The following is a 13951-nucleotide window of genomic DNA, read 5'->3' as shown; positions in this document are numbered from 1 at the left end:
ATATCGAGCCCAGACCTGTCGACCAATGGAAAGGGCGGGCGGAGTTCCACTTCGTCGTCATCTGACGACATTCCGACGCTCATCGGCGGATGTTCGCGCAGTCGGGGACCGGTCGAGTGGCGCGACAGGGGGCTCTGGGCCATAGACTCGGCCTCATGGAACAACTCCACGACGTCGTTCTGGTGGTCGACTTCGGGGCGCAGTACGCCCAGCTCATTGCCCGCCGGGTGCGTGAGGTGAACGTTTACTCCGAAATCGTCCCGCACAACATGCCAGTCCGCGAGATGCTCGCCAAGGAACCAGCCGCGATCATCCTTTCCGGAGGTCCGGCCTCGGTCTACGTGGATGGGGCACCGAGCGTCGACCCGGCCCTGTTCAACGCCGGTGTGCCGGTGATGGGCATCTGTTACGGCTTCCAGGCCATGGCTCAGGCCCTCGGTGGTCAGGTCGCCCACACCGGAGCCTCTGAGTACGGACGCACCAGCCTGTGCATCACATCCCCAGGTCAGCTGCTCTCCCGCATCCCGCACACCATCAGCGTGTGGATGAGTCACGGTGACTCCGTCTCCCGTGCTCCGGAGGGGTTCTCGACCCTCGCTCGTACCGCAGGTGCCCCGGTGGCCGCCTTTGAGAACGTAGAGCGCAAGCTCGTCGGTGTGCAGTGGCATCCGGAGGTACAGCACTCCGAATCCGGTCAGACGGTTCTGGAGCACTTCCTCTTTGACATCGCCGGATGCCGTCCGGACTGGAACGCCAGCTCGATCGTCGGCGACCAGATCGCTCAGATCCGCGGCCAGGTCGGTGACCGTCGTGTCATCTGTGGACTGTCTGGCGGCGTCGACTCCGCGGTCGCGGCCGCTCTGGTGCAGCGCGCCGTCGGCGACCAGCTCACTTGCGTCTTCGTCGATCACGGTCTGCTGCGCCAGGGAGAGGCCGAGCAGGTCAAGCACGACTTCGTCGAGGCCACTGGCGCCGACCTCGTGGTGGCAGACGAGTCCCAGCGCTTCCTGGACGCCCTGGCCGGAGTCACCGATCCCGAGGCCAAGCGCAAGATCATTGGTCGTGAGTTCATTCGCACCTTCGAGGACGTCGCCAAACGGCTCAACGCCGATCAGACGATCGACTTCCTGGTGCAGGGGACCCTTTACCCCGACGTCGTCGAGTCCGGCGGTGGCGAGGGAGCCGCCAACATCAAGAGCCACCACAATGTCGGAGGCCTTCCCGACGATCTGCAGTTCAGCCTCGTCGAGCCGCTGCGCACCCTCTTCAAGGACGAGGTGCGAACCGTCGGCCTGGAGCTGGGCCTGCCCGAGGACATCGTGTGGCGTCAGCCCTTCCCAGGCCCGGGCCTGGGTATTCGCGTCATCGGCGAGGTGACCAAGGAGCGTCTCGAGGTGCTGCGTACCGCCGATGCCATCACCCGCGAGGAGATGAGCGCGGCTGGTCTGGACCGCAAGGTCTGGCAGTGCCCGGTGGTCCTGCTCGGTGACGTCCACTCGGTGGGTGTACAGGGTGATGGACGTACCTACGGCTCGCCGATTGTGCTGCGCCCGGTGACCAGTGAGGACGCCATGACTGCTGACTGGGCCCGCATTCCTTATGACGTGCTGGAGAAGATCTCCACCCGGATCACCAACGCCTGCCCGCAGATCAACCGGGTGGTTCTCGACATCACCTCGAAGCCGCCGGCCACCATTGAGTGGGAGTGATACGGCTCCATGACATGACAGGGCCCGTACCGATCGATCGGTACGGGCCCTGTCATGTGGTTGAAGGTCAGTCCTCCTTGTACGGGTTGAAGGTCTCGTCGGGACGATGGGGAGCTGTCGTCTGATTGAAGTTCCAGGTATTTCCTGAGCGACGCGATTCCTGCTTGTCCCGTGCCTTTCGGGCGGCATCACCAGCCATGCTCGCGCCGCTGCGCTCATCCGGGATGATTACCCACAACACGAGGTAGATGAGTGGTCCCGAGCCGGCAGCGAGAATCAAGACCGCTGTGACGATGCGGACAATGGTCGGGTCCAGATCGAAGGCGTTGGCAATGCCTTGGCAGACGCCGCCGACGATGCGGCCCTCCTCGGGCCGGGTGATCTTGGTGGCCATAGGTCGGTCCTCCTGACTAGTGGCTTACATCCATCGTGCCATGTGTCTGTGAGGCGCACTAGAGACATCAATGAGCACGGGGTGTCCCGGAGGTGCCCATACATGCAGCGAGGCCCCGTCCAAGGACGGGGCCTCGCTGGAGAGAGGATGAGAGATCAGTAGGTCACTGGCTCTTCTTCTTGGTGATGACACCCCAGATCCACAGGACGATGAGGGCACCGACGATTGAGATGAGCCAGGTCCAGAGGTTCCAGAAGTCGCCAAGGGGCTTGTTGAAGATGAGGGAGCCGAGCCAGCCACCAAGAACCGCGCCCACGACGCCGAGAAGGAGGGTGACGAGGATGCCGCCGCCCTGCTTGCCCGGCATGATGGCCTTGGCGATGGCGCCGGCGATGAGCCCGAGAACAATCCATGCAAAAAATCCCATGCGTCTAGTGTCGTTGACGATGGGTCAAAACGTCCAGTAACGATCACGGATCGTAGCCGAGTACTTAACCAAAAGTACGTATTGTTACCAGCGACAACAGTTGCCTGGCTAGGCAATACGTCATTTTTTTACGCTGGCGACGGAATCTTAGAAAAATGGTCGCCATGGGGACAACAGCGCCTCGGTGAATTTTGCGACGTTGGATCGCGACTGCCATTCGTCGAGGGTGAGCTCCACGCAGTTCGCCATGTCGATCTCGAATATTTCAGCCATCCGCTCGGCGACAGTGGGATCAGTGATGGCGACGTTGACCTCATAGTTGCCCTGGAGGGACAACCTGTCGAGGTTGGCCGTGCCGATCGTCGACCAGATGCCGTCAATGGTGCAGGTCTTGGCATGCACCATGGCCCCCTGGTAGAGAAAGAGTCGTACTCCCTGATGAAGGAGCCGGTCGTAGTAGCCACGGCTCAGCCAGTCGGCGATGACGTGATTCGACTCGGCGGGAATGACGATACGCACGTCAACCCCGCGGGAGGTCGCCTGGTGAAGGGCAGCGACGACGTCGTCGTCCGGAATGAGATAACCCTGGGTCATCCAGATCCGCTCACTGGCGCGGTCAATGGCCTCGAGGTACATGTTCCGAATGGGATAGACGGCCATCCGCGGGGAGTTGCGGTGTACCACGAAGGGGGTGTCCCAGTAGCGCACCCCGGGGGAGGGCAGCACCGGCTGATTGCGTCGCGAGACCAGCGCTCCCTTGGGGCGCTGGTTCCACATGTCGACGAAGGTGTTCTCCAATTCCCCGACGGCCGGGCCGGTGATACGGGCGTGAGTGTCACGCCACCGATCCGCGTAGAGGGACCCGATGTTGTACCCACCGATGTAGGCGACGCCGGAGTCGACGACGAGGAGCTTGCGGTGGTCGCGGCCCATGTTGCGGATGGTTGGCATCCATGACGGGGTGACGAGCGGTTGGGCGCGCACATGGACGCCGTGCAGTTCGCGGAAGAAGCGCGGATCGACGACGAGGTTGGCGAAGGTGTCCCACATCGCATAGACCTCGACGCCTCGGGCAGCGGCGGTGACGAGGGCCTGGCGGAACTGTCGCCCGACCTCGTCGTTCTTCCAGATGAAGGTTTCGAGATAAATGGTGTGCTGAGCCGCCTCGATGTCGGCGATCATCGCAGCGTAGAGGTCACGTCCGAAGGTGAAGATCTCGACCTGGTGATCGCCCACCTCGAGGGATTCCACCGGGGCGGTGGGGAAGCGGTAGGGGCGGCGACCCCGTCTCCTGACGCCGTTGAAGACGACGAGTCCTGCCATCGTGGCCATCTGGGCGGCAACCGTTCCGCCCGCTACCCAGTGCAGGACGCGGCGAAGGGTGGTTTTCTGGCGAGGGGCCCGGGTCATGTGCTCAGGGTACCGGCCCCCGAACACCGGCTGCGAGGCAGTCGGCGTCGAGGGCCCGGAAGCGCTGTGTCATGACGACTGGTTGATCACCGGCGCAGTGCCCGTCGCGCCAACCAATTGCCCAGGAACTGGGCCAGCTGGACGACGATGATGATCGTCACGACGGCAACGGCCGTCACCGTCCAGTCGTACCGCTGATAACCGTAAGTGATGGCGAACTGGCCCAGGCCGCCACCGCCCAGAGCACCGGCGATGGCCGTCATGTCGACGATCGCGATGAGGATGTAGGTGTATCCGAGAATCAGCGGGCCCAGGGCCTCACGGGCCACGACGTCGAAGAGGATCCGCCACGGACCGGCGCCCATGGCGCGCGCAGCCTCGATGACACCGGGCTCGACGGTGACGAGGTTCTGCTCGACGATTCGGGAGATCGCGAAGGTGGCCGCGATGCACAGTGGGAAGGTGGCGGCACGAACGCCGATCGTCGTTCCGACGACCTTGAGTGTCAGTGGAGCGATCGCCGTCATGAAGATGATGAACGGTATCGGCCGGATGATGTTGACGATGACGTTGAGAATGGTGTGGACGACCTTGTTGGCGAGCAGCCCACCGCGACGGGTGGCGTAGAGCAGGATGCCCATCACCAGTCCACAGATACCACCGATCACCAGGGTGATCAGGGCCATGAAGAGGGTCTCCCAGATGGACTGCAGATATATCGGACGCAGGTAATCACTCATCAGTGGTCCTCCTGACTGGTGGTCGTGGTGGCAGCCGTGTCGGAGGCGTCGGTCAGGATCCGGGCAGCCTTCTCGACGGCCTCGTCGGAGCCCGACAAGGCCACGGTGTAATTGCCCAGCGAGCCGCCGTGGACCTCGATGACCCCACCGTGGACGATCCGGAAGGAAGCCCCGGTCTGGCTGATACGAGCCAGCGCGTCCCCGAAGGCGTCACTGGACACCGAGCTGACGTCGACCAGGCGAGTGCCAGGGTTCTCCGAGCGCAGCCGGGCCTCTTCCTCCCCACTGGGATGCTGACCGATGATCGTCGAGAGGAAGCGCTGGGTGGTCTCGGACTGTGGATGGGCGAAGACCTGTCGGGCGCTCCCGGTCTCGACGAGGTGTCCGGCTTCCAGCACCGAGACCTGCTGAGCGATGGAACGGACGACCTCCATCTCGTGGGTGATGACGACAACCGTCACCCCGAGAACCTCGTTGACCCGCTTGAGCAGGGAGAGGACGTCAGCCGTCGTCTCCGGGTCGAGGGCGGAGGTGGATTCGTCAGCCAACAGGATCGACGGCTTGGTGGCCAGCGCCCTGGCGATTCCGACTCGCTGCATCTGTCCGCCGGAGAGCTGGTTGGGATGATCCCATGCCTTGCTCGTCAGCCCGACGAAGCTCAGCAGCTCGGTGACGCGCTCCTTCTCCTGGGCCTTCTTCCAGCGAGCCAGCTTGAGTGGGTAGGCGACGTTGTCGTAGATGGTCCGGGACCCGAACAGGTTGAACTGCTGGAAGATCATCCCGATGTCGGTCCGCAGCGGGCGCATCGCCTTGTCGGAGAGCTGGGAGACGTCGGTGCCGTCAACCAGCACCCGCCCGCTCGTCGGGGATTCCAACCCGTTGATGAGGCGCACCAGGGTGGATTTTCCAGCGCCGGAATGTCCGATGACCGCTGAGATGGAACCTTTCTTGATCGCCAGGCTCACGTCGTCCAAGGCTCGCACCGACCCGGTACGGGTCTGGAAGTCCTTGGTGACGTGTTCGAAGACGATGTGGTCAGGACACTGCGGCGCCGAAGCAGGCGCGACATCTGTTGCCATGGGGAGCCTCGCTGGAAAATCGGATAGAGATCAGGAATTCGACTTCTTGATTTCGGTGGTCAGATCGCCCAAGATCTTGTCGAGATCGGCCTGGGAACGATCAGAAACGACCTTGGCAGTGCCGCCCGACTGCTTGATGATCGACTTCTGAACCTCGGGGTCCGACCACAGCTTGGCGACCTTCTTGTAGGTCTCGTTGTTCTTGTCAGCGGCCTTGGCAGCAATGATGTTGACGTAGGGGTCGGCCGACTTGCCGGTGGCGTTGTCCTTGTAGAGAACCTTGTTGAGATCCAGGCCGGCGTCGGCGGCGAAGTTGTTGTTGATGACCGCAGCATCGACACCGTCGAGGGAGGCAGCCGTCTGGGCGGCGTCAATGGCCTTGACCTTCACCTTGGACTGGTTGGCGATGACGTCGGCAGGGGTCGACAGGGCCGACCCGCCGTTGCGTAGCTTGAGCAATCCGGCCTTCTGCAGCACGAGAAGGGCACGTCCCTGATTGGTGGCGTCGTTCGGAATGGCAACGGTGACCCCGGCCGGAAGTTGGGAGACCTGCTGGTACTTCTTGGAGTAGATGTTCAACGGGACGACGTAGGTCGCGGAGATCGCGGTGAGGTTGTCGTGGTTCTTGACGTTGTAGTCAGCCAGGAAGAGCAGGTGCTGGAAGACGTTGAGGTCGACCTGCCCCTGGGACAGGGCGACGTTGGGCTGGGTGTAATCGTTGAAGTTGACGACCTCAATGTTGATGCCCTCGGCGGAGGCCTTCTTCTTGAGGACCTTCCAGTAGTCGTTGGCGGCCTCGGTGGTGCCGATCTTGACGGTCGTCGTGCCGCCAGCTGCTGAGTCGTCACCCTTGTTCTTGTTCACCGCGAAGATGATGCCGGCGATGATCGCCAGCACGACGATGATGATGCCGACGATGAGGCCGGTGTGGTGGCCACCGGGCTTTTCGGGAAGAGCCTCGGGGGTCGACGCCGAGGGGGTGGATGCGCTCATGAGTTGGTCTCCTGGATATGTCTTGAGTGGATTCGGGTGAAGATGCGATCGGGTACGGCACGTCGGTCTGCGTGAGTGTGCAGATGTGGGCATAGATCGACCACTGGCATGAATCAGTGGGAGAGAGGGGCCGGAAGTCCTGCCGGCGGAATTAGTCCGCCGTCAGCAGGTGCCGAGCATTCGCAGGTAGCACGAGCGGCACATCATCATCGAGGCCGCGCGAAGGTCGGCGTCGATGGTGTGGCTGAAGGCCGCAGTCATAGCAGTGCTCCTGAATTCTGGTGGCGGCCCTGACCGGGCCGAGCTTTCCCAGAATTTACGGCCATTCATCCGATGCTGTCAATACGTGAGCGCCTGTTTCACTGGGTGAACGCCAGTGAGTCATGGGATCAGCGCCCTGTGGAGGGCCCTGACGGGCCGGTAAGCTGTGAGCCGCCATGACGACACCGGATCTGTTTTCGTTCTTCGAGTCGACCAATGAGAGGCGCCACCCGGTCGAGCCGGGGGTCTTGCCGACGCATGCCGCGATGACTACGGCAGGAGTCTCTTCCGCCGATCTGCTGGCCGACCTCAACGAGCCCCAGCGTGAGGCTGTCCTGCATGCGGGGGCCCCGGTCCTCGTGGTGGCCGGTGCTGGTTCGGGCAAGACCCGTGTCCTGACCCGTCGTATCGCGCACCTGGTGGGGGAGCGCGGTGTCCATCCCGGTTCCATTCTGGCCATCACCTTCACCAACAAGGCTGCGGCTGAGATGAAGGCGCGCGTCGTCGATCTGGTAGGTAACCGGGCCAAGCCGATGTGGGTGTCGACCTTCCATTCCGCTGCGGTGAGAATGCTGCGGACCGACATTGATCGCCTGGACATCTCGCGCAATTTCTCCATTTATGACGACACCGACGCGAAACGACTCATCACCCTGGTGGCCCGCGATCAGAATCTGGACCCGAAGAAGTTCCAGCCACGGGCGATCATGAACTGGATCTCGAACCAGAAGAACGAGCTCATCACTCCCGATCAGGCTCTTGAGAATGCCAGTAGCGGAAACGATCGAACGAATGCTGAGGTCTATGCCGAGTACCAGCGTCGCCTTCGTGCTGCGAACGCCCTGGACTTCGACGACCTCATCATGTGCACCGTCACCCTGCTGAGGCAGTTCCCAGATGTGCGTGAACAGTACCGTCGCCGGTTCCGCCACGTCCTCGTCGATGAGTATCAGGACACCAACACTGCTCAGTATCAGTTCATCCGGGAGCTGTGCGGGGACGATCCGGTGCCATTGGATGACGGGGCACGCAGCGTCGATTCGCCCGAGCTCATGGTCGTGGGTGACTCGGATCAGTCGATTTACGCCTTCCGTGGCGCGACAATTCGTAACATCCTTGATTTCGAGAAGGATTTCCCCGGCGCTCGGACGATCCTGTTGGAACAGAATTACCGCTCCACGCAGACGATTCTCACCGCCGCGAACAATCTCATCAAGGTCAACCCGAACCGTCCGGCCAAGAATCTGTGGACCGATCAGGGTGACGGCGACAAGATCGTCGGATATGTCGCTGACACCGAACATGACGAAGCGGCTTGGGTGGCGCGACGCACCGACGAGCTCGTGGACGAGGGACGCACCAGTTACGGACAGGTCGCGGTGTTCTACCGCACCAACGCCCAGTCGCGAGCTTTTGAGGATGTCTTCATTCGCACCGGTCTGCCGTACCGGGTCGTCGGAGGCGTGAAGTTCTACGAGCGTAAGGAGGTTCGCGACGCGGTGAGTTACCTGCGCACCATCGCCAACCCCTCCGACGACGTCTCGCTGCGACGCATCCTCAACACCCCACGTCGCGGAATCGGCGCGCGGGCCGAGGCCGCCGTCGAGATGTTCGCCACTGCTCGACGGATCAGCTTCTGGGAGGCCCTCAGGCGGATCGACGAGATCAATGGACTGGCAACGAGATCGGTCAACCAGATCCGAGCCTTCGTCAGCTTGATGGAGGACCACGTCGCGATGGTCGAGCAGGGCAGGCGAGCTGATGAGATCACCAGCTCCATCCTCAAGGAATCCGGCTACATCGCCGAGCTCGAGAACTCCAAGGACCCCCAGGACGAGACGAGGCTGGAGAACCTCGTCGAGCTGGTCTCGGTGGCCCAGGAATTCGTGGCCAGGGTCCACGCCATCGACATCGATGCCGCAGCGGAAGGCGATGTCGAGGACCTCGAGTTGTCGGCCGACGACTCCCTGCCGGCCTTCCTGGAACAGATCGCCCTGGTCGCCGATTCGGACCAGTTGCCGACCGGTTCCGACGGGGTCGTCACCCTGATGACCCTGCACACCGCCAAGGGCTTGGAGTTCGACACCGTCTTCATCACTGGATTCGAGGACGGCGTCTTCCCCCACATGAGGTCCCTGGCAGACGCCACCGAACTAGCGGAGGAGAGACGGCTGGCCTATGTGGGCATCACCCGTGCTCGCAAACAGTTGTTCCTGTCCCGGGCGGCGGTACGGACGATGTGGGGGCAGGCCCAGTACAACCCGCCGAGCCGATTCGTCGACGAGATCCCCGAGCGCCTCATCGAGTGGGAGAGGCTCGGCCAGGTCTCGGTGGGATGGTCGACCTCCGCGAGTGGTCGCTCACATTCGGCACGCGGATCCTTGCATGACGGCTCCCCTGCCTTCGGGTCCGGACGGGGACCTGCGAATGCTCCCAGGAGCAAGTCCCTCTCGCTGTCCGTGGGGGACAAGGTGCTGCACTCCACCTTCGGACTCGGCACCGTCAAAGCCACTTCTGGTCAGGGTGAGAACGCCAAGGCTGACGTCGATTTCGGGTCGGCTGGTCTCAAGAGATTGGCGCTGAAATTCGCTCCGCTCGAGAAGCTGTGAGCACGGCCTCAGGGGTTTTCCCACGTCAGATCGCTCGACGTCGTGACACCGGGTGGGCACTGGACCGTCGGGGTTGTTAATCTGTTCTCGGTGGGCAAACGACCAACCGCGTCGACCTCATTGTGAACATTCTTGTGTTCGAGATGGCAGGTTGCCGTCAGCCCCGTTCCCGGCCCGGCAACGGCCGGTCGACTCGCAGAGTGGAGAGATTGTGGACCTGTACGAATACCAAGCCCGCGACCTGTTTGAGAAGCACGGTGTGCCTGTGCTTCGAGGCGTCGTCGCGGAGATTCCCGAGCAGGCGTCCGAGGCCGCAGTGAAGCTCGGCACCCCCGTCGTCGCCGTCAAGGCGCAGGTCAAGGTGGGTGGCCGTGGCAAGGCTGGTGGCGTGAAGATCGCCAAGTCCCCTCAGGAGGCGGCCGAGCACGCCAAGGCCATCCTGGGCATGGACATCAAGGGTCACACCGTTCACAAGGTGATGATCGCCGAGGGAGCTGACATTGCCGAGGAGTACTACTTCTCGATCCTGCTCGACCGTGGTGAGCGTCGCTACCTGGCGATGTGCTCTCGTGAGGGCGGCATGGACATCGAGACCCTCGCCAAGGAGCGGCCCGAGGCCCTGGCCAAGGTGCCGGTCGACCCGATCGACGGCATCGACGAGGCCAAGGCTCGTGAGATCCTCACCGAGGCTGGCTTCCCCGAGGGCGAGCAGGACGCCATCGTCCCGGCTGTCGTCAAGCTGTGGGAGACCTACCGGGACGAGGACGCCACCCTCGTCGAGGTCAACCCGATGATCAAGACCGGTGACGGACGCATCCTCGCCATCGACGGCAAGATGACCGTCGACAACAACGCTTCCTTCCGTCAGCCCGAGCATGCAGCCCTGGTGGACCGCGCCACCACCGACCCGTTGGAGCTGCGCGCCGGTGAGCTCGGCCTCAACTACGTCAAGCTCGACGGCAATGTCGGCGTCATCGGAAACGGCGCCGGCCTCGTTATGAGCACCCTGGACTGCGTCGCCTACGCCGGCGAGGAGTTCCCGGGATCCCCGAAGCCTGCCAACTTCCTCGACATCGGCGGTGGCGCCTCGGCCGAAATCATGGCCAACGGCCTTGACCTCATCATGGGCGACGAGCAGGTCCGTTCCGTCTTCGTCAACGTCTTCGGCGGCATCACCGCCTGCGACCAGGTGGCGCTGGGAATCAAGGGCGCTCTCGAGAAGCTGGGCGAGAAGGCCTCCAAGCCGCTCGTCGTCCGTCTTGACGGCAACAACGTGGCCGAGGGCCGCAAGATTCTCGAGGAATTCAACCACCCGCTCGTGACCATGGTCCCGACCATGGACGAGGCCGCCAGCAAGGCCGCCGAGCTCGCATCCAAGGAGGCCTGAGACATGGCGATCATTCTCGACCAGAACTCCAAGATCATCGTCCAGGGCATGACCGGCTCGGAGGGCATGAAGCACACCCAGCGCATGCTCGACTCCGGCACCGCCGTCGTCGGTGGCGTCAACCCGCGCAAGGCGGGCACCACCGTGTCCTTCAACGGTGGCATCACCGTCCCGGTCTACGGCAGCGTCAAGGAGGCCGTCGAGGCCACCGGCGCCAACGTGTCCGTGATCTTCGTCCCGGCCAAGTTCACCAAGTCGGCCGTCATGGAGGCCATCGAGGCCGAGGTCCCGCTGGTTGTCTGCATCACCGAGGGTGTCGCCGTCAAGGACACCGCGGAGTTCTTCACCGCCGCCCAGCGTTCCGGCAAGACCCGCATCATCGGCCCGAACTGCCCGGGCATCATCAGCCCCGGGAAGTCCAACGCCGGCATCATTCCCGCCGACATCTCCGGTCCGGGACGCGTGGGCCTGGTCTCCAAGTCCGGCACCCTGACCTACCAGCTCATGTACGAGGTGCGTGACCTGGGCATCTCGACGGCCATCGGCATCGGCGGCGACCCGATCATCGGGACCACCCACATCGATGCCCTGCAGGCCTTCGAGGACGACCCGGAGACCGACATCATCGTCATGATCGGTGAGATCGGTGGCGACGCAGAGGAGCGCGCAGCTAAGTACATCTCTGAGCATGTCACGAAGCCGGTTGTGGCTTACGTGGCTGGCTTCACCGCTCCTGAAGGAAAGACGATGGGTCACGCGGGCGCCATCGTGTCCGGTTCCTCGGGCACCGCGGCTGCCAAGAAGGAGGCTCTCGAGGCTGTTGGCGTTCGCGTCGGCAAGACCCCGACCGAGACCGCCAAGCTGGCTCACGAGGCGATGGACTCACTCAAGAAGTGACGCCCTGATCCTGTGTTCGCACGGAACCCGGCCCCCTTGTGGAGCCGGGTTCCGTGCGTTGCGTCGTGCTCCCAGGTGTGGTGACTCAGAATCGTCGCCGGTGGAAGGTAGGGTTCCAGATGATCTTCTTCCCCGAACCGAACAGGACTCCCACATGGGCACATCTGGCTCGACATCGACCTCGGCGAGGTTCGTCGTTGAGTCCTCCGAGGCCGACGAGCCTCGTGAGCCTCGCGTCCCGTGGCCATGGCCGGTCGTCGTCCTGGCGGCCGCAGCAGCGGCCATCCTGGCCCAATGGCTCGCCCTGGCCGGGATCATCGTCCCGGAGTGGTTGTCCAGTAACGGTCGGTCCTTCCCGAGCATGCTCGTTGCGGCGTCGAGCCTCTGGCTGAGTGGCCACGGTGTGCCCATCGACATCATCGGGATCCACGTCGGCCTCATCCCGCTGGGGCTCACCTGCGTCAGCCTGCTGCTCGGTGAGGAAGCCTGCCGCTATGGCACCCGCGTCCTGTGGCATCGCCACGGCGGACACCCGCCACGTCGACATGTCGGTGAGGCGATTGCCCTCCACACCACCATCGAGCTTCTCGCGGCAATCATCATGACGGCTGCCGCCGGAACGTCCCACTGGGTGACGGCCATGGTTGGTGCCCTTCTCATTGGACTGTGCTCAGGTCTCGTCGGGGCTAGTCGCGGTGCACGCGTCAACCTGTTTGGCGGCTTGCCCCGCTGGGCTCGTGGACTGCCGAAAGCTGTTGGGTCGACCGTTGCCATCTGCCTGGCAGGCGGATCAGCCGCACTAGCCGTCGCCCTGCTCGTGCACGCGAGCAACGTGGTCCACCTGCACCAACAGATCGGGGCCACCGGATGGGGGGGAGTCTGCCTCGTCCTGCTGCAACTGGCCTGGTTGCCCACCATGGCACTGTGGGGAACCGCATGGACGGTCGGCCCGGGGTTTGCCCTTGGAACTGAGACCTTCGTCTCCCCGCTCGGAACACACCTCGGGATCGTCCCGGCGTTGCCAGTGCTTGGGGCCTTGCCCTCCAACGGTCCGTTGAGCCCGGCTGCCTGTGCCTGGTTTGCCGTCCCGGTGACTGCCGGAATCGTCGGTGGCATTCTTGTCATGAAGTCCCTGCCGGAGGCCGGGTTCGAGATCGGAGCGGGTATCGGTGCTCTTTCTGGTCTGCTGTCCGGGCTCGTGTTGGCCATCCTGGGCCTGCTGAGTCGTGGCAGCCTGGGTGACGGACGCCTCAGTGAGGTCGGCACGATCATGCCGGCTATGGCTGGATGCGCGGTCGGCATCCTCACCCTGGTGACGATGCTGTGCGGGTTCGCCGTCGGTATGACTCGCCAGCTGCAATCCGAGGAGTCGCGTCAGGGGCGTGCAGAGCGTCGCGAGGCACACAAGGAAGCCCACGCAGCCAAGTCCGAGGAGCGGGCCCGGAGCCGGGCTGCCAGGAAACAGGCTAAGGCCGAGAAGAAAGCTGCTGCGGAAGCGGCTGACGCGGAGGAGACCTGCGCCGTTCAGGCCGAGGACCTAGATGCTGGTGAGGGTGCGACCTCGGTCGGGAATGAGTCGTCGTGGAAGGACACCGGGTCGAGGAGGATCACCCGTCCCACGGCTGCGTCCAAGGACATCAAGGCGGTCGAGGAAGAGATCATCGGCCACGGCATCTACGACTCCATTCAGAACGATCACGGGAACCCCGACAACGGGGACACCACCCACCATTCTTGAGCCGGGCGAGATCGCCTTCAGGGGTGACGTCGTGCCCCCTTGCCGACGTGAACCCCTAGGGTGACGCCACACGCCGTGGCAAATGGGTGCATACTTGTCCGCAAGCACACGTGCTCCGGGGTCGGTGAAAGTCCGAACCGGCGGTGACAGTCCGCGACCCGAGCCGTCCTCGTGACGGTGAGGTTGAACCGGTGGAATTCCGGTACCGACGGTTAAAGTCCGGATGGGAGGCAGCACGGCAGGTGGCTGGCGTCGTCAGCCCCGTGTGTCGTCCTTGCGCACCCCGGAGTCGCAACGGCCCGGGAGG

General features: G+C 63.5%; 11 protein-coding genes, 1 pseudogene and 1 riboswitch. Of the genes and pseudogenes, 6 read left to right on the top strand and 6 right to left on the bottom strand.

Going from position 1 to position 13951, the window contains the following annotated elements; translation table 11 throughout:
- Window positions 1–155 precede the first annotated feature (155 nt).
- The gene (guaA, locus tag HMPREF9153_RS01795; RefSeq protein ID WP_036979540.1) at window positions 156–1709 is read left to right on the top strand and encodes a glutamine-hydrolyzing GMP synthase; all 1554 of its coding nucleotides are present in this window, start codon (window positions 156–158) and stop codon (window positions 1707–1709) included.
- Between the two features lie 67 nt (window positions 1710–1776).
- On the opposite strand, the gene HMPREF9153_RS01790 is transcribed toward guaA, so the two are convergent.
- From HMPREF9153_RS01790 to HMPREF9153_RS01765, 6 genes are all read right to left on the bottom strand, one after another.
- The gene (locus HMPREF9153_RS01790) at window positions 1777–2103 is read right to left on the bottom strand and encodes a PspC domain-containing protein (protein WP_004808935.1); all 327 of its coding nucleotides are present in this window, start codon (window positions 2101–2103) and stop codon (window positions 1777–1779) included.
- 163 nt (window positions 2104–2266) lie between these two features.
- Window positions 2267–2530 carry a GlsB/YeaQ/YmgE family stress response membrane protein gene (locus tag HMPREF9153_RS01785; protein WP_004808934.1) on the bottom strand — a complete coding sequence of 88 codons (264 nt, stop codon included), beginning with the start codon at window positions 2528–2530 and terminating at the stop codon, window positions 2267–2269.
- Between the two features lie 147 nt (window positions 2531–2677).
- On the bottom strand, window positions 2678–3940 hold the full coding sequence (locus HMPREF9153_RS01780) for a phospholipase D-like domain-containing protein (protein WP_004808933.1): 1263 nt from the start codon (window positions 3938–3940) through the stop codon (window positions 2678–2680).
- Between the two features lie 86 nt (window positions 3941–4026).
- Entirely contained in the window at window positions 4027–4680 is a 654-nt protein-coding gene (locus tag HMPREF9153_RS01775) for a methionine ABC transporter permease (RefSeq protein WP_004808932.1), read from the bottom strand.
- Complete coding sequence (locus HMPREF9153_RS01770; RefSeq protein WP_004808931.1) at window positions 4680–5759, bottom strand: methionine ABC transporter ATP-binding protein; 1080 nt, start codon at window positions 5757–5759, stop codon at window positions 4680–4682. The genes HMPREF9153_RS01775 and HMPREF9153_RS01770 overlap by 1 nt, the downstream gene beginning before the upstream one ends.
- 30 nt (window positions 5760–5789) lie before the next feature.
- Window positions 5790–6752 (bottom strand): MetQ/NlpA family ABC transporter substrate-binding protein, encoded by a 963-nt coding sequence (locus HMPREF9153_RS01765; RefSeq protein WP_004808930.1) that lies wholly within the window; start codon window positions 6750–6752, stop codon window positions 5790–5792.
- A gap of 112 nt (window positions 6753–6864) precedes the next feature.
- Here HMPREF9153_RS01765 and HMPREF9153_RS12860 point away from each other — a divergent pair.
- The 5 genes and pseudogenes from HMPREF9153_RS12860 to HMPREF9153_RS01745 all read left to right on the top strand — a co-directional run bounded on the left by HMPREF9153_RS12860 (window position 6865) and on the right by HMPREF9153_RS01745 (window position 13644).
- Window positions 6865–7122, top strand: a pseudogene (locus HMPREF9153_RS12860) (hypothetical protein).
- 67 nt (window positions 7123–7189) lie between these two features.
- Window positions 7190–9622, top strand: a complete 2433-nt coding sequence (gene pcrA / locus HMPREF9153_RS01760) for a DNA helicase PcrA (RefSeq protein WP_004808929.1) — start codon at window positions 7190–7192, stop codon at window positions 9620–9622.
- A gap of 211 nt (window positions 9623–9833) precedes the next feature.
- Window positions 9834–11009, top strand: coding sequence for an ADP-forming succinate--CoA ligase subunit beta (sucC, locus tag HMPREF9153_RS01755; RefSeq protein WP_004808928.1), 1176 nt, complete (start codon window positions 9834–9836; stop codon window positions 11007–11009).
- Window positions 11010–11012: 3 nt separating this feature from the next.
- The gene (sucD, locus tag HMPREF9153_RS01750) at window positions 11013–11906 is read left to right on the top strand and encodes a succinate--CoA ligase subunit alpha (RefSeq protein WP_004808927.1); all 894 of its coding nucleotides are present in this window, start codon (window positions 11013–11015) and stop codon (window positions 11904–11906) included.
- Between the two features lie 154 nt (window positions 11907–12060).
- The gene (locus tag HMPREF9153_RS01745; protein WP_004808926.1) at window positions 12061–13644 is read left to right on the top strand and encodes a cell division protein PerM; all 1584 of its coding nucleotides are present in this window, start codon (window positions 12061–12063) and stop codon (window positions 13642–13644) included.
- 106 nt (window positions 13645–13750) lie between these two features.
- A riboswitch (FMN riboswitch) is annotated at window positions 13751–13885 on the top strand.
- Window positions 13886–13951 lie beyond the last annotated feature (66 nt).

Origin of the sequence: Cutibacterium avidum ATCC 25577, from assembly GCF_000227295.1 — a bacterium.
Lineage (GTDB): Bacteria > Actinomycetota > Actinomycetes > Propionibacteriales > Propionibacteriaceae > Cutibacterium > Cutibacterium avidum.
This window is presented reverse-complemented; position numbering and strand designations above follow the sequence as displayed.